Origin of the sequence: Moraxella sp. K02, from assembly GCF_041154755.1 — a bacterium.
In the GTDB taxonomy this organism is placed as follows: domain Bacteria; phylum Pseudomonadota; class Gammaproteobacteria; order Pseudomonadales; family Moraxellaceae; genus Faucicola.
Genome location: NZ_AP031591.1, coordinates 39,195 through 59,495, shown reverse-complemented (window position 1 = coordinate 59,495; position 20,301 = coordinate 39,195). Strand labels below are relative to the sequence as shown.

At 38.9% G+C, this 20,301-nt stretch carries 21 protein-coding genes and 1 pseudogene; 7 read left to right on the top strand and 15 right to left on the bottom strand.

Annotation, left to right across the window (positions count from 1 at the left end):
* The first annotated feature begins 315 nt into the window (after positions 1 to 315).
* Positions 316 to 1,481, top strand: a protein-coding gene (locus ACAM39_RS11690; protein ID WP_369628623.1) for an IS3 family transposase whose coding sequence is annotated in 2 segments (ribosomal slippage) — positions 316 to 574 and positions 574 to 1,481 — 1,167 coding nt in all. Because the reading frame shifts where the segments join, the coding sequence is not laid out codon by codon here.
* Here the strand turns inward: ACAM39_RS11690 and ACAM39_RS11685 are convergent.
* The 7 genes and pseudogenes from ACAM39_RS11685 to rutA all read right to left on the bottom strand — a co-directional run bounded on the left by ACAM39_RS11685 (position 1,469) and on the right by rutA (position 7,556).
* Positions 1,469 to 2,278, bottom strand: coding sequence for an SDR family NAD(P)-dependent oxidoreductase (locus ACAM39_RS11685; RefSeq protein ID WP_369628650.1), 810 nt, complete (start codon positions 2,276 to 2,278; stop codon positions 1,469 to 1,471). The two genes, ACAM39_RS11690 and ACAM39_RS11685, sit on opposite strands and share 13 nt — an antisense overlap.
* A gap of 98 nt (positions 2,279 to 2,376) precedes the next feature.
* Positions 2,377 to 3,039: pseudogene (gene ribB / locus ACAM39_RS11680) on the bottom strand (3,4-dihydroxy-2-butanone-4-phosphate synthase); the annotation flags it as partial.
* A gap of 127 nt (positions 3,040 to 3,166) precedes the next feature.
* A complete protein-coding gene (locus ACAM39_RS11675; protein WP_369628622.1) occupies positions 3,167 to 4,546 on the bottom strand; it encodes a solute carrier family 23 protein in 1,380 nt (459 codons plus the stop codon).
* 27 nt (positions 4,547 to 4,573) lie between these two features.
* On the bottom strand, positions 4,574 to 5,146 hold the full coding sequence (rutF, locus tag ACAM39_RS11670) for an NADH-dependent FMN reductase RutF (protein ID WP_060994625.1): 573 nt from the start codon (positions 5,144 to 5,146) through the stop codon (positions 4,574 to 4,576).
* Between the two features lie 138 nt (positions 5,147 to 5,284).
* A complete protein-coding gene (gene rutC / locus ACAM39_RS11665) occupies positions 5,285 to 5,668 on the bottom strand; it encodes a pyrimidine utilization protein C (RefSeq protein ID WP_060994626.1) in 384 nt (127 codons plus the stop codon).
* Between the two features lie 56 nt (positions 5,669 to 5,724).
* Entirely contained in the window at positions 5,725 to 6,438 is a 714-nt protein-coding gene (rutB, locus tag ACAM39_RS11660) for a pyrimidine utilization protein B (RefSeq protein WP_060994627.1), read from the bottom strand.
* 11 nt (positions 6,439 to 6,449) lie between these two features.
* Entirely contained in the window at positions 6,450 to 7,556 is a 1,107-nt protein-coding gene (gene rutA, locus ACAM39_RS11655) for a pyrimidine utilization protein A (protein ID WP_060994628.1), read from the bottom strand.
* 312 nt (positions 7,557 to 7,868) lie between these two features.
* Between rutA and ACAM39_RS11650 the strand changes: the two genes are divergently transcribed.
* From ACAM39_RS11650 to ACAM39_RS11640, 3 genes are all read left to right on the top strand, one after another.
* Positions 7,869 to 8,492 (top strand): TetR family transcriptional regulator C-terminal domain-containing protein, encoded by a 624-nt coding sequence (locus tag ACAM39_RS11650; protein ID WP_369628621.1) that lies wholly within the window; start codon positions 7,869 to 7,871, stop codon positions 8,490 to 8,492.
* Positions 8,493 to 8,586: 94 nt separating this feature from the next.
* Positions 8,587 to 9,360: a pyrimidine utilization protein D gene (gene rutD, locus ACAM39_RS11645; protein WP_369628620.1), complete on the top strand. Its 774-nt coding sequence runs from the start codon at positions 8,587 to 8,589 to the stop codon at positions 9,358 to 9,360.
* Positions 9,361 to 9,399: 39 nt separating this feature from the next.
* Positions 9,400 to 9,999, top strand: coding sequence for a malonic semialdehyde reductase (locus ACAM39_RS11640; RefSeq protein ID WP_062335091.1), 600 nt, complete (start codon positions 9,400 to 9,402; stop codon positions 9,997 to 9,999).
* 267 nt (positions 10,000 to 10,266) lie between these two features.
* Here ACAM39_RS11640 and ACAM39_RS11635 read toward each other — a convergent pair whose 3' ends face one another.
* The 3 genes from ACAM39_RS11635 to ACAM39_RS11625 form a co-directional block, all read right to left on the bottom strand.
* Positions 10,267 to 10,428: a hypothetical protein gene (locus tag ACAM39_RS11635; RefSeq protein ID WP_188875971.1), complete on the bottom strand. Its 162-nt coding sequence runs from the start codon at positions 10,426 to 10,428 to the stop codon at positions 10,267 to 10,269.
* Positions 10,429 to 10,934: 506 nt separating this feature from the next.
* Positions 10,935 to 11,186 (bottom strand): EexN family lipoprotein, encoded by a 252-nt coding sequence (locus ACAM39_RS11630; RefSeq protein ID WP_203172784.1) that lies wholly within the window; start codon positions 11,184 to 11,186, stop codon positions 10,935 to 10,937.
* Positions 11,187 to 11,203: 17 nt separating this feature from the next.
* Positions 11,204 to 12,133 carry a hypothetical protein gene (locus ACAM39_RS11625; RefSeq protein ID WP_060995156.1) on the bottom strand — a complete coding sequence of 310 codons (930 nt, stop codon included), beginning with the start codon at positions 12,131 to 12,133 and terminating at the stop codon, positions 11,204 to 11,206.
* Between the two features lie 99 nt (positions 12,134 to 12,232).
* On the opposite strand from ACAM39_RS11625, the gene ACAM39_RS11620 reads away from it, so the two are divergent.
* Complete coding sequence (locus ACAM39_RS11620; RefSeq protein ID WP_040404038.1) at positions 12,233 to 12,481, top strand: helix-turn-helix domain-containing protein; 249 nt, start codon at positions 12,233 to 12,235, stop codon at positions 12,479 to 12,481.
* A gap of 181 nt (positions 12,482 to 12,662) precedes the next feature.
* Here the strand turns inward: ACAM39_RS11620 and ACAM39_RS11615 are convergent, their stop codons facing one another.
* The 3 genes from ACAM39_RS11615 to ACAM39_RS11605 form a co-directional block, all read right to left on the bottom strand.
* Entirely contained in the window at positions 12,663 to 13,571 is a 909-nt protein-coding gene (locus ACAM39_RS11615) for an IS982 family transposase (protein ID WP_369627236.1), read from the bottom strand.
* Between the two features lie 83 nt (positions 13,572 to 13,654).
* Entirely contained in the window at positions 13,655 to 15,484 is a 1,830-nt protein-coding gene (locus ACAM39_RS11610) for a relaxase family protein (RefSeq protein ID WP_369628619.1), read from the bottom strand.
* 64 nt (positions 15,485 to 15,548) lie between these two features.
* Entirely contained in the window at positions 15,549 to 15,857 is a 309-nt protein-coding gene (locus ACAM39_RS11605; RefSeq protein ID WP_060995158.1) for a plasmid mobilization protein, read from the bottom strand.
* A gap of 744 nt (positions 15,858 to 16,601) precedes the next feature.
* Here ACAM39_RS11605 and ACAM39_RS11600 point away from each other — a divergent pair.
* Positions 16,602 to 18,029, top strand: a complete 1,428-nt coding sequence (locus ACAM39_RS11600) for a hypothetical protein (protein WP_369628618.1) — start codon at positions 16,602 to 16,604, stop codon at positions 18,027 to 18,029.
* A 298-nt stretch (positions 18,030 to 18,327) separates the two neighbouring features.
* Here ACAM39_RS11600 and ACAM39_RS11595 read toward each other — a convergent pair whose 3' ends face one another.
* Both ACAM39_RS11595 and ACAM39_RS11590 read right to left on the bottom strand, forming a co-directional pair.
* On the bottom strand, positions 18,328 to 19,299 hold the full coding sequence (locus ACAM39_RS11595; RefSeq protein WP_369628617.1) for an IS481 family transposase: 972 nt from the start codon (positions 19,297 to 19,299) through the stop codon (positions 18,328 to 18,330).
* A 297-nt stretch (positions 19,300 to 19,596) separates the two neighbouring features.
* Positions 19,597 to 19,881, bottom strand: coding sequence for a hypothetical protein (locus tag ACAM39_RS11590; RefSeq protein WP_369628616.1), 285 nt, complete (start codon positions 19,879 to 19,881; stop codon positions 19,597 to 19,599).
* A 175-nt stretch (positions 19,882 to 20,056) separates the two neighbouring features.
* Between ACAM39_RS11590 and ACAM39_RS11585 the strand changes: the two genes are divergently transcribed.
* Complete coding sequence (locus tag ACAM39_RS11585; RefSeq protein ID WP_040403339.1) at positions 20,057 to 20,296, top strand: helix-turn-helix domain-containing protein; 240 nt, start codon at positions 20,057 to 20,059, stop codon at positions 20,294 to 20,296.
* Positions 20,297 to 20,301 lie beyond the last annotated feature (5 nt).

Here is a 20,301-nt window from a genome sequence, read left to right as displayed (position 1 = left end):
GAAGTCTGAATTACTACAAATTATAACTTTAATTTCGCCCAATTTATTTTATGTTAAATAATTTATTTAAAACCAAATATTTACAAAAGAAAAATTCTAAATTTCAAAAATTAAATGCCTGTCAAACTTTAATCTCACAAGCATTTAACTATTTATAAAGTAAAGTTTATTAAATTCCATTATCGGTGTTGTTCTTTTAAATTATCTTCAATACTGAGGATTCTATTGACTCATAAATCTTTAACAACAGTGAGCTATGCTGAAGAAACCGTACAAGTAAACTTGGTAAACTAAGCGTATTAATCGGAGTTTATCATGGTCAAGAAAATTAGAACTTATAGTGAAGAATTCAAAGCCGAAGCCGTCAAGAAGATATCAGACAACAACGGCAATATTTCAGCGACCGCAAAGCAGCTTGGTATCGCCATGCAAACCTTATCGAACTGGAACAACAAAGCTAACCAAGGCAAACTTGCAGGAACAGATCAATACGATCCTGATCTTATGACGGCTCTCCAAGAAATAAAGCAGCTCAAGCGACAACTTAAAGTTGCCGAAGAGGAGCGAGAGATCCTAAAAAAGGCCACGGCGTACTTTGCAAAGCACAGTTAGTCAGGTACGCCTTTATCAAAGATAACCAGCACTTCTTTAGCATCACCACTATGTGCCGTGTGCTAAGTGTTAAGCCATCAAGTTATTACGACTGGCTGAGTCGTGATATCAGTGACCAACAGATACATCGTAATCAGTCTGAGCTACTGGTTAGGGCTGCTCACAGTGAAACTCGTGAGCGCTATGGTGCTGATCGACTGCATGCAAAGCTCATAGAGCAAGGCCATGATATTAGCTTGTACATGGTCAGACGTATCAAAGAAGAACATGGCATCAAATGCCGTCGCCATAAACGCTTTAAAGTCACTACAGACTCAAACCATAATAAAATGGTTTATCCAAACGTGTTGGATCAGCAGTTTGATGCTAAGCGTCCTAATGAGTCTTGGGTCAGTGACATTACCTATATCTGGACAAATGAGGGTTGGCTGTACTTAGCAGGGGTTAAAGACTTATACACTAAAGAGCTGGTTGGCTATGCCATTAACAAACGTATGACCGCTGATCTAGTATGCCGTGCATTGAACATGGCCATCAAGAACAAACGGCCCAGCAACGAGCTAATAGTTCACTCTGACAGAGGCAGTCAGTACTGTAGCCATGCCTACCACAAGATTATCAAACAGCATCAGTTTACAGGCTCGATGAGTGGTCGTGGCAACTGCTTTGATAACGCTCCAATAGAAAGTTTCTGGGGCGTATTAAAGAATGAATTAGTATATCACCAAGACTATAAGACAAGATTTACAGCCATCAGCGATATCATTGGCTATATTGAGCTGTACTACAACCAAACGAGGATTCAAAAGGGTTTGGCCTATAAATCGCCAAGACAGGTGTGGTTTGATTATTATCGTCAAGCTGCGTAACTAAAATCTCCCAAGTTTAACTGTACGGATTTGACGGCAGGGGTCACAGTCAACCCTGCGAAGGTCTGAGCAGTAGGCATAAGTTCTAATTCGTTGACATTTAGATGCTCAGGTTGTTCAACCAGCCATGCTACAATATTGGCAATGTCAGTTGGTTGGATATACTCCACACCTTCATACACAGCAGATGCTTTATCATAATCATCTTTAAAACGGACATTACTAAATTCTGTACCACCACATAGTCCAGGCTCTAAGTTAGTGACACGTACTTTTTTGCCCACTAGATCGGCCCGTAAATTTAAACTAAACTGTCGAACAAATGCCTTGGTCGCTCCATACACGTTTGCCCCAAAATAGGGATGATTACCTGCTGTTGAACCGATATTAATAACATATCCGCTGTTTTTAGCGGTCATAAAGGGGAGAATCTCATGGGTAAGATGAACCAATCCCAATACGTTGGTATTAATCATTCTTTGCCAATCATTAAAATTCGCTTTGTCTGCTGGCTCTAATCCTAAAGCAAGTCCTGCATTATTAATAAGTACATCAATATTGGCGAGAAAATCTTTTGGCAGGCTTTGTAAAGCAGTTTTTGTTGTGGCTAAATCGGATATGTCAAAGTTCATTGGAATGAATTTATCACCTTGCCCTTGTGTAGAAAATTGGGCTTTAAGTTTCTCCAGTTTTTCTTGGCGTCTGCCCGTTCCGATAACAGTATTACCTTTTGAAATAAGTAATTCAGCAATCGCTTTACCAAACCCTGACGTTACGCCTGTCACTAAAATATTCATTTTTACTCTCACTTGTTTTAATTGCACCAGCACTCTATTAGGTATTTCAGGGTTAAAAATAGCAAACCTAACTTCTATAAAATAATATTGAATTAACAATAAAGGCGACTACCTGCATAGTGAGTCATATTTGTTTGCTTATGACTAAACGTACTTATTTCATCACGTTTACGATACTTAACCAAATCAGCTATCGTGCCTATTTTCAAATCGTGTTTTTTGGCAAATGCTATCAAATCGTCACGCCGAGCCATTTCACCATTAGGTTTAATGATTTCAACGATGACGGCAGATGGGTGTAATCCAGCCAATCTTGCTAAATCACAGCCTGCTTCGGTATGCCCATTACGTTGCAGTACACCATTGGGTTTTGCCATGATAGGGAAAATATGACCTGGACTCACCACATCTGTTGCTTTTGCATTGGGTGAGACGGCTGCTTGAATGGTTTTTGCTCTATCAAGAGCAGAAATACCAGTGGTTATGCCTTTGGCAGCTTCAATCGAAACCGTAAAATTGGTACTAAATTGCGACTGATTATTTCGGCACATCAAAGGTAAGTTTAATTTAGAACATTGTTCAGGGGTTAAGGTCAAGCACACAAGTCCTCGAGCGTGAGTAATCATAAAGTTAATATCCTCTGGTCTGACACAAGATGCCGCCATCACCAAATCGCCTTCATTTTCCCTGTCTTCATCATCCAAAATAACAACCATTTTTCCTTGTTTAATATCTTGAATAATCTCATCAATCGTGTTCATTTTATATTACCTTTATCGTATATCTATGGGTAAGACATTGCATTAACAAATGCCTTACCTTAAGTTTTTATTCATACCTATTTTTATCATGAATTATTTTGTTTATTGAATAACTCCAAGAAGCCCCCTAGTGAGTTTTAGTGACACTCAATGCTGGTTCAGCATTCCAATTAGCCGATTCAATGTTTTTGGTATCACTTGTACTATTGATAGCAGGCTCTTCTTTTGAAAAACTGAAAAGTACATTCATCAAAATAGCAATAAAGGTTGCGGTACCGATACCGCCCAAATCAAAACTACCAATATGTAGTGAGTAGTTACCTGTACCCATGATAATTGGTACGGCAGCGACAAACATATTGCTATTTTTACTAAAATCGATATGGGCATTTAGCCAAATTCTTGCCCCTGCAATCACAATCAAACCAAATACCACAATCGACGCACCGCTTAAAATCGCCACAGGAATCGTGCTAATCAAGCTACCAAATTTCGGTGATAAGCCCAATAAAATAGCAAACACCCCTGCAATCACGAATACCACGGTAGAATAAATTTTGGTGGCAGCCATAACGCCAATATTTTCCGCATAAGTGGTCATACCTGTGCCGCCTATTGAGGCAGAAAGCGTGGTACATACCCCATCCGCTAAAAATGCTCGACCCATGTAAGGTGAAATATTTTGTCCTGTCATTGCACCAACGGCTTTAAAATGCCCTAAATTTTCAGCAATCAAAATAATAAACACAGGGGCAATCATCAAAATAGCGTTGGTTTGAAACACAGGATGATGAAAAGTTGGTAAACCAAACCAAGCCGCATTGGCAACTGGTGCAAAGTCAATGGGTTTACCGAGTCCCATCACATTGGCGACCAAAAAGTAAATAATATAAGAAACTACCAAACCCACCAATAGCAACAGTCGACGTACCATACCTTTGGTAAATACCGCTACTGAGCTAATGCAAAGCACGGTCACTAATGCCATCCAAGCATCAAAATTACTGCCTGACACACTCTTGATTGTAACAGGGGCTAAGTTCAAGCCAATAATCATCACAATCGCACCCGTCACCACAGGTGGCATCAGTCGCTCTATCCAATCTGTACCCGTTTTCATAACAATCAAACCGACAATGGCATATAAAATGCCACAAACGATGGTACCGCCCAATGCCAGTTCAATATTTGGGTTAGCCCCTGTACCACTATAACCTGTTGCCGCAGCAACCGCCCCAATAAAGGCAAAACTTGAACCCAAGTAGCTAGGTACATGGCCGCCTGTTATTAAAAAGAACAAAATCGTGCCAAAGCCGGTTATCATCATGGTTAAGCTTGGGTCAAACCCCATTAGCAAGGGTGCAAGAATCGTCGCACCAAACATAGCAAAAGCGTGCTGAGCTCCTAAAATGATATTTTTACCCATGGGTAAATATTCATCAATCTTGACAGGTGTCGTCTCGATATTACCTTGATAAGGTCGCCATTTTACAAACCAATTTTCCATATTGCCCCCTATGTTTGAGTTAAGTAGCTAATGATTGACTTTACTTAATTGATGATAATCTCGGTTAAAATAAACCAAGCTTTGCGATTCAGGTTTATGTCGAATATCCACCACTTCACAGATGAAAATATCGTGCGTACCGACCGTGTTAATGGCTTTAACTTCACAGTCAAAGGATAAAATAGCATCTTCAAGTACAGGTGAGCCTGTTGTTAAGGTCGTCCAATTACCTTGAGCAAAACGTTCTGGCATGGGCGTTTTACCACCAAACAGATTACTCAACTCTTTATGTTCTAACGCCAAGGTATTCACGCACAACACTTTGTTATTTTTAAAGGTTTGATAAACAGAGGCATTTTTATTCAGACACACTAACAAGGTGGGTGGCGTATCGGTCACACTACATACCGCAGAAGCGGTAAATCCGGCCTTACCAGCAGCACCATCCGTTGTAATAATATTTACCGCAGCCGCTAAATTACTCATTGCATTACGATAATTTTGCTGGGTTTCATTCAGTTTGGGTTTTAATAACTGGGTTGAATCACTCTTAATTCTAGCGGTCCCACCCAAAGCTTTTTCAATATTTAATGAATTCATGGTATCTCCCCTGCACACCAAGCATAGAAATGGAAATGGGTGATTGCTATGCTTGGGTTAAGATTAAAGCGGTAATTTTTTACACTAGATGATTAATTGACAATACCTTCGGTCAAAGCCACCTTTAATTAAAGTTATTTAGCCAACATGGGCAATAGAAGCGATTTCGACTAACGCATCAGGTTTAACTAAACCACATTGAATACAAAAACGAGCAGGTTTGTCATTTGGGAAAAATTCGGCATATACCGTATTAACCGCTGCATAATCCGCCCAGTCTTTTACAAAAATAGAATTAAAAGTCACATCGTCCATTGTGCCGCCTGCTGTTTCAATCACTTTTTGAATCGTGGTTAATACATGACGGGTTTGAGCTGCCGCATCACTAACATGCACCACGTTATTGTTTTCATCAAACGCAAGCGTCCCTGATACATACACAATATTGTCTGCTTTGGTAGCAGGTACATAAGGTGCTAATGGTTTGCCAGTGCCTTCTGGGATAATGACTGTTTTTGCCATGATAAAATTCCTTATATTGAGTTGTTTATTTGTTAATAATTGATTTTATTTATTTTTTATGGAAAACAGGATTCCATATTTGCGACATTACTCACCCAACCAAAAAAGGTTTTGACGTTGTAAAGTGTGGCGTCATGGGCTTCACGAGGGCCTGCTTGATAACACGCATCATCCAATAAAATGCCGAAATACTCTAAAAAGTAGCCGTCTCGCAAGGTGGATTCAACACAAACGTTGGTGGCAATGCCTGTAAAAATTAAATTACGGATACCACGGACACGCAACATGCTATCGAGACTGGTATTGTAAAAACCGCTATAACGGGGTTTATCAATAACAATATCATCTTTACTGGGCGACAACTCATCGATTAAATCATAGTCCCAACCACCTTTTGCCAACAGCTTGCCATTGAGTTCTGGTTTTTGTCGCATGGTTTTTAGGGCGTTTGATTTATGAAAGTTCGGTGAGCCTTCACCGCCTGCTTCCACATAATTCTCATCCCAACCATTACGAAAAAAGATAACTTGGATACCTGCTTTATGAGCAATATCAATGGCTTTTTTAATTTGGGCAACGACAGGGGTGGTCTTAGACACATCAAACCCTGCCAAGTCCAAATACCCACCCATACTGGTATAAGCATTTTGCATATCGACAATGATGAGAGCCGTTTGGGCTGGATCTAGTTTGATAGACTCTGGCTCAGCTTTTAACACAGGTGCAGTTTCTGAAGTAAAATTTGCACAAACGATAGATTCAGAATTCATTTTATTGCTCCTTAAGCCACTGATTTGCTGACTTGACTAGCAATTGGACTATCGACATCAATGCGACTTTTCATCAAAGGTTGAATGCGAGTACCAAAGTCCTCAACGCCTTGGATAAAATCATCAAAAGTCAAAAGAATACCGTCCGTGCCTTTAATTTCAGCGATTGCATCGAGCATACTGGCGACTTTCTCGTATGAACCCATCAGCGTACCCATATTGATATTGACAGGCGACACGCTTGACGCCATGTGGCGAATATTGGTATCACTGCCCGAAGTCTTATCTTTGCTACCTTGGTCTTGTAACCAAGCAATTGCTTCCATATCTGCCCCTTCGTTATAGCTTTGCCATTTAGCCTGAGCCTTTTCATCCGTTTCATCGGCGATGACCATAAACAGTACATAAGTCGAGACATCACGACCTGTTTTATCGGTTTGGGCTTTTAAGCGGTCGTTAATGGGTGCATAAGCAGTTGGGGTATTTAAGCCTTTACCAAACACAAAGTTGTAATCGGCATATTTTGCTGAGAAGGCTAAACCATCATCGGATTGACCTGCACAAATGATTTTCATGTCCGCTTGTGGCATGGGTTTGACTTGGCAATCATCCATGTTAAAGAATTCGCCTTTAAAATCAGACTGCCCTGTTTCAAACAGTTGTCTTAAAATTTGGACATACTCGGATAAATATTGATAGCGTTTGCCAAAGTACTCCTCCCCTGGCCACATACCCATTTGGCTATATTCAGGTTTTTGCCAACCTGTTACCACATTCAAACCAAAACGTCCATTTGAAATCGAATCAATGGTTGACGCCATACGAGCGACAATCGCAGGTGGCATGACTAGCGTTGCGGCAGTTGCGTAGATTTTTATTTTTGAGGTGACGGCGGCTAAACCTGCCATCAAGGTAAAGGTTTCTAAGTTATAATCCCAAAATTCGGTTTCGCCACCAAAGCCCCGCAATTTAATCATCGACAGGGCAAAATCAAAGCCATAGTGTTCAGCACGTTGTACGATTTCTTTATTTAATTCAAACGTAGGTTTGTACTGTGGTGCATTTTTTGAAATAAGCCAACCGTTGTTACCAATCGGACAAAAGATACCTACTTTCATATTGTTACCTTCCTTCTTCTAAGAATGCTTGTATAAATGAATTTTGGGGTTATGAAAAAAATTATGAAATCAAAATTTCTCATATTTTCTCTATTGCATTTAGCGTGCCAATATTTAATACTATTAAAATCAATATTTTATATAAATTTTATAAAATTTAAATTTGACCAAATGGTCAAATTCATTCATCATATTTGTGCATATGCTTCAAACAGGTGCAAGTCAAAGGTGATTTTTTGGTGAAATTTAACAGATAATGTTGTTATCAATCGGCAAACAAAGCTTAAGATTTAAACGAATAAGGCAATTGTTATGAAAAACGCAATCAATCCAGAAACTGATAAAACAAGCCTCAAACGCAAAGAGATTTTGCAAGCTGCCTTGGTCGAATTTTCTCAATTGGGGCTTAATGGAGCCCGCATTGAAACGATTGCCAAAAAAGCCAATATGTCAAAGTCTAATTTATTGTATTATTTTGATAATAAAGAAGATTTATATGTTGTCGTTTTAGAAGATGTGTTGACAGAATGGTTAACGCCACTTGCTGGACTGGAAACCAAAGCAGAGCCAAAAGAGGCTTTGAAAAATTATATTGCCGTCAAATATGAGCTATCCAAAAATAACCCCGAATCTTCAAGGCTATATGCCCTAGAAATTATGCAGGGAGCCCCGCATTTGATGAACGTATTAAAAGGACCACTTAAAAAACTGGTTAAGCAAAAGGTTCAGGTCATCGAGACATGGATAGAACAAGGGAAACTAAAAGCCGTCTCTCCCTATCATCTTATTTTTCATATTTGGGCGGTAACCCAGCATTATGCGGATTTTGCTGTGCAGACTGACGCCGTCGTGGGTAAGACTTTATCCAATAAAAAATTTACCGCTGAGGCAAAACAAACCAGCTTTCAATTATTGGTTGATAGTTTAATCCCTTAGCAAAGGTGTTTTCACCCACGTTAGTATTGGTATGATTCTTGAATAGTTCATTTTTAGTTGATTAGGCATTAAAAATGGACAAAGGCAAGAATGTATGACAGTAGAAATTTTTCCCTGTAACGATAAATCTATTACAAAAACGCTGGTTTTTAGCTCTGGTTTAGGCGGTCATGCGAATTTTTGGCAACCGCAAATTGACTTTTTTACCCAACATTTTCAGGTGTTATGTTATGACCAACAAGGCGTGCAGCAAGATAGCGAGTTATTGTCTTCTAACTATCAGCTCAAAGATTTAGCGACTGAACTTGTTGACATTTTAAAGTGTAACAATTTATCCAGTTGTCATTTTGTCGGTCATGCACTCGGTGCTTTTATTGGATTAGAGGTCGCAGCCCAAGCGCCTCAATTATTAGAAAAATTGGTTCTGCTCAATCCTTGGGATGAACTCGATTTTTATACCCTAAAACGTTTTAATTTACGTCAAAGTTTACTTGAGCATACAGGTATTGAGGCATATGTTAAGGCCCAAGCCATTTTTTTATACCCACCGCAGTGGATTTCAGAAAATGCCCAAATTTTAACCGAACAAGAAAATCAAGCCATTGTAAAATTCGCACCCATACCCAATGTTCTGGCTCGCTTAAACTCCTTAAAAGCCTACCAACCCAAAACAACCGCAGCAACCGTCAATCATCCAACTTTAGTGATAAGCAATGCCGATGACACCTTAGTGCCTTGGCAACGGGGCCTATCACTGACTCAAAATATGCCCCATGCCAAATTTAACCTGATGGCGACAGGTGGTCATGCTAGCACCGTCACTCAACCAACAATGATGAATCAAACGATTTTAAAATTTTTAATCTAGTTAACTTTTAACCTAACTAAATAGAAAAAGGATAAAAAAATGTCTGTATATAATCAAAGTCTTAGCGATGAAAGTTTAAATCAATTATTTCATCAAGCTAGAACATTCAACCATTGGCAAGACAAACCAGTTTCAGATGAGATATTGCAACAACTTTATGACTTGGTAAAGCTCTGTCCAACATCGGCTAATTGTTCGCCCGCTCGCTTTGTCTTTGTCAAATCTGCCGAAGCCAAAGAAAGATTAAAACCTGCTCTGTCTTCAGGGAATGTTGAAAAAACCATGAATGCCCCTGTCACTGTGATTGTCGCCTATGATGAATCTTTTTACGAAAAACTCCCTCAACTATTCCCCCATACCGATGCTAAATCATGGTTTACCTCTAGCCCCGAGATGGCAAAAGAGACCGCCTTTCGTAACAGCTCGATGCAAGCGGCTTATTTGATTATGGCTTGTCGTAGCTTGGGACTCGATACAGGCCCGATGTCTGGCTTTCAAATCAATGTGGTTGATGCCACCTTCCTAGCAGGTACTCAGTGGAAATCTAATCTATTAATTAATATAGGCTACGGTGAAAAAGAGAAACAGTATTCACGCTTGCCAAGATTGGCTTTTGAGGAGGCTTGTAAAATCGTATAATATAATTTTTGTTGATTATTTTATCTCTTATTAGAAACCCAAACATAGTTTTGGGTTTCTACATTTAAAATTTTTCTAAATCCATCTTTTAAAGAAATAGTCGTTTAGCCACCCTTCTGTAATAACTTATTATCCATAAAAAAGTCACAAACTATACTGAGCATAAGTTTTTTACTACTCCCAACTTTGATTATGTTAAATATTCAAATTCAAACGCATCCTATCAAGGGATGTAAATGCTTAGCACTTGCATGAGCGTTTAGCCTATTACGTGGCTGGCTTTTTAGCTCGATGTTGAAATGCTTTCTTAAAGTACTCTGCCCCTGCTTTATTGTAAGCGATCAATTCTTGTTCTTGTTTCTCGGTTAATTTGAGATGTCGAGTATATTTGTTATTGTTCGGTACTATAATTTTCGGTTGCTGTTTCATGTTGATTTCCCTTACGCTGTTCTAAGGCTTACCTTACTGCCTCAACATTCTTTAATTTGTTCTAACATTGGATTTTTAAGATGCCCAACCTATTGTTAGATAATCTTGTTTAAACGGTAGCCAAATTCTTTATAGCTATATTCATCTAAACCCTGTTTTTCATCAAGGGATTGTCATATATTTTGCTAGACTGCAACATCCACCTAGTAATCAAAGGCAATCATAACAGTTGCTACCACAACCTTACTATCACGATTGCCGATATATACTTTTAATCGGTCAACACAGAATTTGAACCAAAATCTATGTTAAACGATTTTTTAGAAATTAAAATAATAAACTCAGCCACTGATAATTTTATATGATAATTAAAAACTTAAAATCATCACATAAATACCCCGCTAATTAATGTTCGTTAAAATGATTAAATCTCAAATATTTAGCAGCAAGTAAATGGACCTGCTGCCTTATTTTCTCTGAATTCTGTGCTATCCTTTAGGCAGATATTAGCTATTTTTAATAGCCGCTGCTACACCTGCATTCGCCCGACGTAATAATATATCATGAGCAATGCGACAATTTTTTGCTAATACCGCATTTGGCTCCTTGCCGGATGCTCGCATTTGTTGGCATTTTTGCTCGTCTTTTTGAGCTTGTTCAAGATTCGCCCGATAATACTCGCTGCTTCTTGGCTGATCTTGGCAGCCTGTCAATGCTGATACTACAGCGCCTATTAAAATCATATTGCTCAGTTTCATAATGTCCCCTTTATTTTCTACCAATGAAAGGTTTTGGTAGCCAATGTTTCATTCGTCTGCGTATCAAGATAGGAAACGGTAGCTTGTAGCGGCTTGGCTTTTAACTGATTTTCATCAGCGGTAATTTGTACGTATAGCTCACCTCTGCCGCCCAATGTATTATTGATACGAGCTGCTTCAATTTTTTTAGCCACGGCTTCATCGTCAACCAACAACTCACATTTTTCTTGGGGTGGTGCCACGATATATTGGGTCGAGTCATTAATATGCCGTAGAAAATCCAATTGAATAGACTGTTTATTACCGAAGAATGGCCCTAGCCCCCCATATTTACCATGGCTAAGAAATTTATCCATCTCACATGACATGGCAAATGTCTTAGTGGTAAAGTCATAAGGTCTTGTTGTATCAATACCAAACACATTGACCGACAATGGCGATAAATTTTTGTCATTTTGTTGTTTTAAAAACTGATCAGCTATTTTTTGATCGTTAATAATGGGTACTTTAGCAAGATAGGTACCTTGGTACGTTTTAATCTGTTGACTCACCTTTGGCAACAGCTGTACGGCTAATTCACGTTTTTTAAACGTATCAGCTTCATTGTCATACTCTGTAGATATGAGACTTAGCTTTTCTTCCTCCATCATTTGCCGAGGGGTTTGGGCGATAAATAAGGGAGTTAGGTAGCTTAAGTCACTATCTTGATTAATATCATGTACATGGCTTAAATCTAACGTCTTTGCTGATGTAACTGACAAAGCGGGTTGGTTTGTTAACGTCTGCGAGGCTGTCGTTTGTGCTACCGCGGCTGAGAATTTAGGATCGGGTGTCTCAAGATTGGCGCTTGCCGCTGTGGTATTGCTAGTTTGCTCCGGCTGTTTATTTTGGCAAGCAACCGTAATACATGCACTTGCCAAGACACTTAAGACTAACTTTAATGACATCAATAACTCCTAACCCTAAATTTAATTCAGCATACCTTAAATACGGTATATATGCCGTGGAATTATAGACACCTGTTGTTAAAAATGTCAACTTTTGAGATGACATTTGTGACTAGTAAACATCCGCAGATTGTGGCATTTGGTAAACGTATTCGTACCATTCGAAAGCAAAAAGGCATCTCTCAAGAGAAGCTTGCACTCTTGGCCCAGATTGATCGTAGTTATATGGGGAAAATTGAACGCGGTGAATTCAACCTTACCCTAACTAAAATTTATCAAATCAGTGAAGCGCTACAAGTTTCTGTGGTAACATTATTTCAAGAAGACGAGTTTCCCCCACCCACTTAATGGTCATATATAATTATTAGTAAGGCAAACATTGTTTCAGCCAAACACTCAATTAAACACAGGGTAAGTTTCATTATCCCTATTCTTGAATGAGACCCTATTTAGAAACCCGGTCCCTCATCATCCCATCTCGGACTTAAGTAACCCCAGTTCGACATAAGCCATACTCTAAGGCTTTGAATTAACAAGCAATCTTAGCGACGAAAGGTTCAATCAGCACATTTTTAAGTGTCGGCTTCTTGGGCTCATGGCAATAAGCAATCAGCCCTGCCACCAAATTACTCATAAACCCAACATGGCTACGATGCCTTGAATGCTCGATATGGCAAATATTCTTTAACTCATCAAACACCGTCTCAATCAAGAAACGGCGTTTAAGCAATCGCTTATCTAACCAAGCAATGTCTTTAGCTTTCATATTCTTTTTGACGTTGGTAATCAGTTCAACATCCAAGTTTTCGTCTAGCCAAGCGGTCAGCTTTTTATCAATGTAGCCTTTATCGCCAAACAGTTTACCAAAGACTTGGTTTTCGCACAGTTGTTTGACAGGCTTTCTGTCATCAACATTGCCCGCTGTCACGGTAAGATTCACGAGTTCACCTCGGTGGTTGATGATGGCGTGTAATTTAAAGCCAAAGAACCAGCCCATACTGCTTTTTCCTCGTCCTGCTGTATCGGCAAAGACTTTGTTGCGCTTGATACGGTGGTTATCACAAACTGCTAGGCTGGTTGAGTCGATGTAGCTAATCCCTGTGCAGTTGCCTTGCATTAAGAATTGTAGGTAGTCACACATGGGATATACGGCTTTTTCCATCAGCTCTACCATTCTGTTGTAACTTGGTAGTCTTGGAAAGGCATTTTTTAGCCATTGACAGACATAGCCATAGTAAAAGGCTTTAAATTCTCGATAGCGTATTTGATGAAATAGTACCAAGATGGTGATGATTTCTGCTAAACTTATTTTGCATGGTTTGTTGCGTCGCTTTTTACTGCTGTTGTTCTTTAGTTTTAGCATTTTCTGCTGTTGCTCGGCTGTGTAGGCTTTGCAAAAGTCGTCGATGTGGCAGTAAAGTTCTACAAGATTGTCCATGTAAGAAGTCCTGGTTAAAGGTGTTTGTGGTGAACTTACTTTAGCATGTTGGACTTCTTTTTTTATCCTTTCTTATGTCGAATTCAGGTTAAGTAAGTATCATTATCTAAACGTGAGTCACTTGTATCTTTTTTATCGAATCTATCATGATCCAAATTATGACCTGGCAGTGTTTTTAAATCTGCCTGATAAGTAATTAACGCATCCTCAAGACCCTCAGGGTTAGACCACACAGCCAATTTATTTTGTTGGCTGTTTGCGATACTCTCCTCTATTAGCGCCCTTTCTTCACGCTTAAATTTAGACAACTCATAATAGGTATCTGTCTGTTTAACATATAACCTATCCGCTTTTATCTCAAATAAATCGCTACTATAAAAATACTTGAATTGGTTAATATTGCTATAAAGACTAAAGTCTACCCCCACCCGTCCGTCGCGGGTCACATGAAAGGTACTGGCGAAGCGGCCAACACTTAACCGCACCGTATCGAAGAAATCACTTTCTCGCTGCGCAAGCGTCTTCATAAAATTGTTCTCAATCAAATCTTTTAACGGCTTTAAACCTAACTCATAACCATACTTATTAATAGAATAACAATAACGCAGGGCATTTTTTATCTCACCATAAATCGGCATCAAGCGCCTTGCTTCCACCGCTTGTCGTCGCTGACGTTCTTGTTGCTGCTGCATATACGCCTGCAAACGCTCGTCTTCTAACTGACGCTGCAATTTTAGTTTTTCCTCTTCCTTTTGTTTGGCTTTTCGTTTAGCGTTTGCTAATGCCATTTCTTCTAACGTGGGTTCGTAAGATAATGTATCGGTAGCCTTGGGTGACATATCAACCTGAACCGTGGCTTCCATTTTATTAGCTCGCGTATTTTCCAAATCATTTTTAAACGGATGATTAATCCCATTATTGTCATGGTGAGCTCTATCATACGGACAATAATGCTGATCTACCCACGCTAACTCCTCTGCTGGTATCTGGTATTTTTTTATATTAAGCTCGCGCTTATGTGCATAAATATGATTAAATGTCTCACGTGCTTGATCGACCCGTTGCTGTTTGGATGCAATCGTTTCTATCTTTTTATGCAGCGCGTGATCATCAGGGTTGTTTTGTAACCGTAGAAGATAGTCTTGATAAGAAAAATCTTTTTCAAACAAAAAGCCTTTTAAACGAATCGGTTTTTGACTATCTTTACTCACCACACTGATAAATTTTTCTGAGCGCCGAGTGACCTTAATTTGCTCATCTTCCATTTGTTCAAGCTCGGCAATCACATCATCTCGATGATTAATCATCCCCGCTGCCAATTTTTTTTCAAGGTAGGTCGCAATACGGGTCTTAATTTTCGCATGGTTTTTTTTGGGACTTTGGTTACTCTCAAATACATTGGTGTGACGAAAATGAACCGGGTCATCAGGATCGGTAAATTCAAATCGCGCATTGGCCAATGTTTGCCAGGCACGAAAATACTTGGCATCTTGTGCATGGTAATACGGCTGTAAACGTTTACCCGTATAAAGTTCGGTGGTCGCAATTAAAAAATTCAACTCAAGCCTCGGTGCTTTAGTTTGAGGATGTGCTTTATCGGTATGTTCAACCCAAAGGATATAATAACGATCCGGTTGCATACCTGGAAACATAACCCGCTCAAAGTCTTGCATGATTTGTTGTTTAACTTCCGCTGTCACTTGATCAGGTCGCTCTTCAAATGACAACACCCCAGCGGTATAGCGTTTGGCAAAGTTACTACTGTTAATGAGTTCTTGGCTAAGATAAGCATCCCCACTTAATACCGTTGCGCCCTCGCGAATGATGCCGTCTGATAAAAATTTTTCACCCAGCAAATAATTGATAGGCCCTTCACCACGACTTCGACCCCGATTAAAAATTTTAAAAATCAACTTTCACTCCAAGACATTCACTTTAAGACCTTTACGCTAAGCCGCTTAATCTAAAACGCTTGCCTTAATTTTTATGTTGCTCAAGCAATGCTTGTAATAACCGATTACTGTCATTTAATGCCGACAACACACTGGCATCCAATTTTTTTTCCGTATTGGCATGTCGAGCAATCTGATTTAAGTTGCTACCAATTCTAGCAACCTGATGAACCAATGCTGGATCGGCTTGTCGAATAGGCACGGCACCCAGGGCTAAATCTCGAAGCCAACCTGCTAAATTTTTAGTGCGCCGTTGTTGCAGCTTAGCAAACTCATTGTCCGTTAAACGAATTTTGATCTCTTTGGTACGCTTATCTCCAAGAATTTTTGGCATCGTCACTCACCTTTAACTGAACCTATTAAACTTTCTAAATGACCACACGCAGCCTTATCTTAAACTCAACAACAGGGCAACGGGGGTTTCGGGGGCATCGCCCCTGAACCAGTTCACATGGTACCATTTTTAGCGTAGCTAAAAAAGGGTACTATGTGTATACTGGCTTAATATCACATTTTCATGGTGGATATGCAAGTTTAGCCAATGTCTTTATCTATTTTTCTGATGGCTGATATCTAATTTATTAAATGTTAGTATATAAAATAAGGGCGCTAGTAGTTTACTATTTTCTATTGGTTGCTCTATAATGATTGTAGATATCTATGATTATGTTATTGATATTTATTCTTTGACATTGCTAATCTTTAAATGTTAATCGTTAGTAGTGCTTCATTCTTATAGATAGCCAGTTTTTTAGTTTTTTGATATTAACAGTCTTTAATTAGTATCGTTAATCGATTATCGCCTATTGGTTATAGGGTATGGCTAATATAGTTTTATGTTGATTGGCTATCTGATTGATGATTGTGGGTAGCGATGACTAAATTTATTTGAATGTTTAGGCTTTTTATAGGTATGCTATTTCGTGTGATTGCTGATAGTTTTTAGTCACTGTCTTTGATATTTTATTGGTTTTGTTAGTATCTAGTTTTCTGTGACGTGAATATCGCTATTAATTTTATTGTTAGTAGCGTATTTGGTCAACGCTGTTTAAGGGTGTGTTAAAAAGGAGTATAACAAATGATGTCAACAGATGATGCGGTGCCTCGTAAAGGGGTAACCCGTGCTAATCAGATGCGTACTACTAAGACGGAGGCGGCGCTATTTTTTATTGAGTGTTTAAATGATTTGTCGTGTTTGTTTAAGTTCATGGATGTATTACAGATTGATGATGTCGATGCGTTTAAGTCTCATCGAGTGGTGGATGCGTTTATTAAGTTGCCGCATAGCCCGACTATTTTTAATGGGGCGTTTAATAGTTATCGTGCTAAGCTTGTGTTAAAGAGTTTGGGCGTTAATATTAATCCAGGGCATTTAAAGAAGTTTAGTCAGTCTGATGCGGTGAAAGGTGCTTCTCAAAGTCGTAAGCGTTGTCAGGTGGTGGTGCAGCAGGTGGAGGACCATAAGGTACAGTACCGTGAGGTGCTCGATTTGTTTGTGGGCTGTTTTGTGGATCGGTTAAAAGCTCAGTGGCAACGTGAAGATGCGTTGTTAAAACCTCAGTCAGCTGTCGATGCGTTGGTTGTTAAAAAAAGTTTGAGTGAGGCATTTGATGAGTTGTTGTTGGCGCAGTCTTCGCTACCATCGAAAGTTGATGTGTTAATTGATCAAACGCCAGTGTCGAGAATTGAGCAGATTGATTCGATTGTTTCAACTTCGATACCAACATCATCGTCAGCGCCACCACCAAATAATAAGGTGGATACGTCGGTATCTGATGCGTCTGCTTTACAATCAAAGAGCGCGTCGCCTTCGGTGCAACCGGTTGCTGGTTCAATGGCAGGTAAAGACAAGCCAGAGGTGCTTGATGTTAAGGTGGGCAAAATGGCTGATGAACCTTTATTAAAAGAGGAAACTATCTTTGATAAAGCTATTAAAGCCAGAAATAATCCTGTACTTGCAACCATGTTTGATATTAGTAGTTGGAGCGATGACGATGATGAAGCCAGTCCAACGTCACCTGTCTCAACAAATCAAATGGCTAATCAATCTACCCAATCACATGTTGCAAATTCAACACCCGCATCAACTTCAATAAAGCCAATGCCTGATACTAAAGTTAATTCTGCTACTGCAAGTGAAACGGCATCCGTTAAAGAGGAAGATATCTTTGATAAGATCGATAAAGCTATAAAACTAAACCCTAAACTTGAAGCCCTGTTTGATATTAGTAATTGGAGGGATGAAGATAATAAAACAAGTCAATCAAGTCAATCAACGTCATCTGTCTCAACAAATCAGATGGCTAATCAACCTATCCAATCACATGTTGCAAATTCAACACCTGCGTCAACTTCAATAAAGCCAATGCCCGATACTAAAGTTAATTCTGCTACTGCAAGTGAAGCGGCATCCGTTAAAGAGGAAGATATCTTTGATAAAGCTCTTAAAGCCAGAGATAATCCTGTACTTGCAGCCATGTTTGATACTAGTAGTTGGCGAGACTAATAATTGATATGGGTCAGTCAATGGGTTATATAAGTGTGCGATTAAATTTGTTGGTTTGTTGATAATGGATTAGATAATATCAGTGGTAATGAAGGTAGTAGGTTTTTTAATACAAGATCATACCACGACTGATAAAAAACAAGATAAAGTTTTAAACCATACGATTGGGTGATTGGGTGATGTTAAATTCGGCATGATCAATTCGATAAAAATTTTTAGAACCTGTTCACAATCTTTTCAATAACAAAGCGATGAAAGCGAGATTGGTAAATTGAAGGCTCGAATTTAAATGTATGATTCATAGAGATCGTTTCAATTTGGCCATCTCTAAATCCACTTTATAATTGGCATTTTGAATACGTTCATCTGATGGGTTATATTGGTTTTGCACCTCATCAGAAAAAGGCGTTTCCTCGCTTAATTCAAAATACCTCTCCATGGGTGTTTTTCCCTTCAAAGCTGAATGTGGTCTTACCCAATTATAGTAATGCTGCCATTCAGCCAATTGGTCCTGAAGGTTTTCGGACGTGATATCTACGGTTGCATAGAATTCAGTTTTATCAGTCTTTTGAGAACGCTCAACTTTACCATTGAGATGTGGCGACCCTCGTTTATTGGGTCTAAATTTGATGCCATACTCCATCATTTTCTTCTGAACCTTTTCAGCAAAGAATTCAAGTCCACGATCGGTTTGTACTCTTTGAATGGGAAATGGCATTTCCTCAATCACACAATCTAAAAAATCCAGTGTATTGGCTGCAGTACGGCGGTTATAGAGCCTAAGTACCCGATATCTAGTACAGTCATCAATTGAGGTGTATTGATAAAGCCCAGATGCTATTTTACAGGTATCCATTTGGACTCTATCTCCTGGTAGTGGGCGTTCATACCGTAGGTAATCTACCTTACGACGAAATTTCTTAATCGGTTTGACTTGGTGATTGGTTAATACTTTATGAATCGTCGCCAAAGATAAGGATATTTGATGAAGCCTCATTAGTTCCGTTTGCAAACGTCTAGCTCCGAGATTTCTACTAGACCGCATTTGTAATAATAAATCTTCAATGTGTTGATTAACTTTGGTATTAGGTGATTTAAGCGGACGCTTACTTTGGCTTGCCAAACCATCAATACCTTGTTCAGAGTATCGCTTCCACCATTTGCGTAACGTTGGTCTTGAAATACCACATCTACGACAAACTAGACCAGCATCATTCGTGTCTTCAAATAATTTAATCCATCCGAGTCTTTGTTGAATTTCTTTGTTCATAGTCTCCGATTATATTGAAATGATGTCTATGAATCATACAGTGGGTTTGGGTGTCATAGATTTTGAAGTGGCTGACCATTTTGCTAAGTAACGGTGCACTGATGTTGTAATACTGACAGATATGTGTGATGTGATCTAAATGATTGCCGTGAGTCTCTAGTGGGGTTTCAAAGTAGTCACGCACAATGATGGTTTGTTGTTCACTGATGTGGTTTTTTGCAAGGTATTTGTAGCCCATATGATTTTCCTTTCTTTAGGTTAGGCTTGTGGTTTTAGCGGTTGTTAAGGGGACTTGTTCTATGCTATTTCTGGCATAAGTTTTAGAAATTTATGTTCAAGCTGTCGGTATTTTTCTTGGTCGTCGTTTACGTCTATTTCGTCTAATATTTCTGAAATCCATGTTTGAATGGCTTGGGTGTTGTTGCAGCGTTTGATGAGTCCTAGAAACAGGTAAAGGTTGTCACCTGGTTGTATCCGCTGTTCTTTGATTAGTTGGCTTGTAAGCTTATTAATTTGCTGTTGGCGGTTTTTTCTTTGGTCAAGTTGGTCATAGAGGTGTTGGATGACGGGGTTTAGGTGCATTTTTGTGCTCCTTGAATTTTTTGTTGTTCGATTGGAAAATTATCTCAAGTATGGGATAATAGTTGAAATTGGGAATTTATATCTAAAAATAAAATTTATTCCCTAATTTAGGAACTATATTAATATTATTTTATTCCTAAATCAAGTATTTATTTTCGTTTTTAGGGATTTTATTGTGATAAAGATAAATTTGCCTGTTTTATTGGCACAACGTGGACTTAAAGTTGCCGATATTGATAGAGATTTGGATATAAGTCGTTCGACCCTTTATCGTTTGTATAACAATGATGTGATAAAAATTGATATCGATGCCATTGATAAATTATGTAAGTATTTAGATTGCGCACCAGGTGATATTATTTTGTATGTAGATGACGACGAATCCCAGCACAATAAAAAAGAGCAACCTTATTAATTAGG

Coding starts and splice junctions, on each gene's coding strand:
- ACAM39_RS11685 (WP_369628650.1), bottom strand. CDS start 2,278: ATGAATATTTTAGTGACAGGCGTAACGTCAGGGTTTGGTAAAGCGATT.
- ACAM39_RS11675 (WP_369628622.1), bottom strand. CDS start 4,546: ATGGAAAATTGGTTTGTAAAATGGCGACCTTATCAAGGTAATATCGAG.
- rutF (WP_060994625.1), bottom strand. CDS start 5,146: ATGAATTCATTAAATATTGAAAAAGCTTTGGGTGGGACCGCTAGAATT.
- rutC (WP_060994626.1), bottom strand. CDS start 5,668: ATGGCAAAAACAGTCATTATCCCAGAAGGCACTGGCAAACCATTAGCA.
- rutB (WP_060994627.1), bottom strand. CDS start 6,438: ATGAATTCTGAATCTATCGTTTGTGCAAATTTTACTTCAGAAACTGCA.
- rutA (WP_060994628.1), bottom strand. CDS start 7,556: ATGAAAGTAGGTATCTTTTGTCCGATTGGTAACAACGGTTGGCTTATT.
- ACAM39_RS11650 (WP_369628621.1), top strand. CDS start 7,869: ATGAAAAACGCAATCAATCCAGAAACTGATAAAACAAGCCTCAAACGC.
- rutD (WP_369628620.1), top strand. CDS start 8,587: ATGACAGTAGAAATTTTTCCCTGTAACGATAAATCTATTACAAAAACG.
- ACAM39_RS11640 (WP_062335091.1), top strand. CDS start 9,400: ATGTCTGTATATAATCAAAGTCTTAGCGATGAAAGTTTAAATCAATTA.
- ACAM39_RS11635 (WP_188875971.1), bottom strand. CDS start 10,428: ATGAAACAGCAACCGAAAATTATAGTACCGAACAATAACAAATATACT.
- ACAM39_RS11630 (WP_203172784.1), bottom strand. CDS start 11,186: ATGAAACTGAGCAATATGATTTTAATAGGCGCTGTAGTATCAGCATTG.
- ACAM39_RS11625 (WP_060995156.1), bottom strand. CDS start 12,133: ATGTCATTAAAGTTAGTCTTAAGTGTCTTGGCAAGTGCATGTATTACG.
- ACAM39_RS11620 (WP_040404038.1), top strand. CDS start 12,233: ATGACATTTGTGACTAGTAAACATCCGCAGATTGTGGCATTTGGTAAA.
- ACAM39_RS11615 (WP_369627236.1), bottom strand. CDS start 13,571: ATGGACAATCTTGTAGAACTTTACTGCCACATCGACGACTTTTGCAAA.
- ACAM39_RS11605 (WP_060995158.1), bottom strand. CDS start 15,857: ATGCCAAAAATTCTTGGAGATAAGCGTACCAAAGAGATCAAAATTCGT.
- ACAM39_RS11600 (WP_369628618.1), top strand. CDS start 16,602: ATGATGTCAACAGATGATGCGGTGCCTCGTAAAGGGGTAACCCGTGCT.
- ACAM39_RS11595 (WP_369628617.1), bottom strand. CDS start 19,299: ATGAACAAAGAAATTCAACAAAGACTCGGATGGATTAAATTATTTGAA.
- ACAM39_RS11590 (WP_369628616.1), bottom strand. CDS start 19,881: ATGCACCTAAACCCCGTCATCCAACACCTCTATGACCAACTTGACCAA.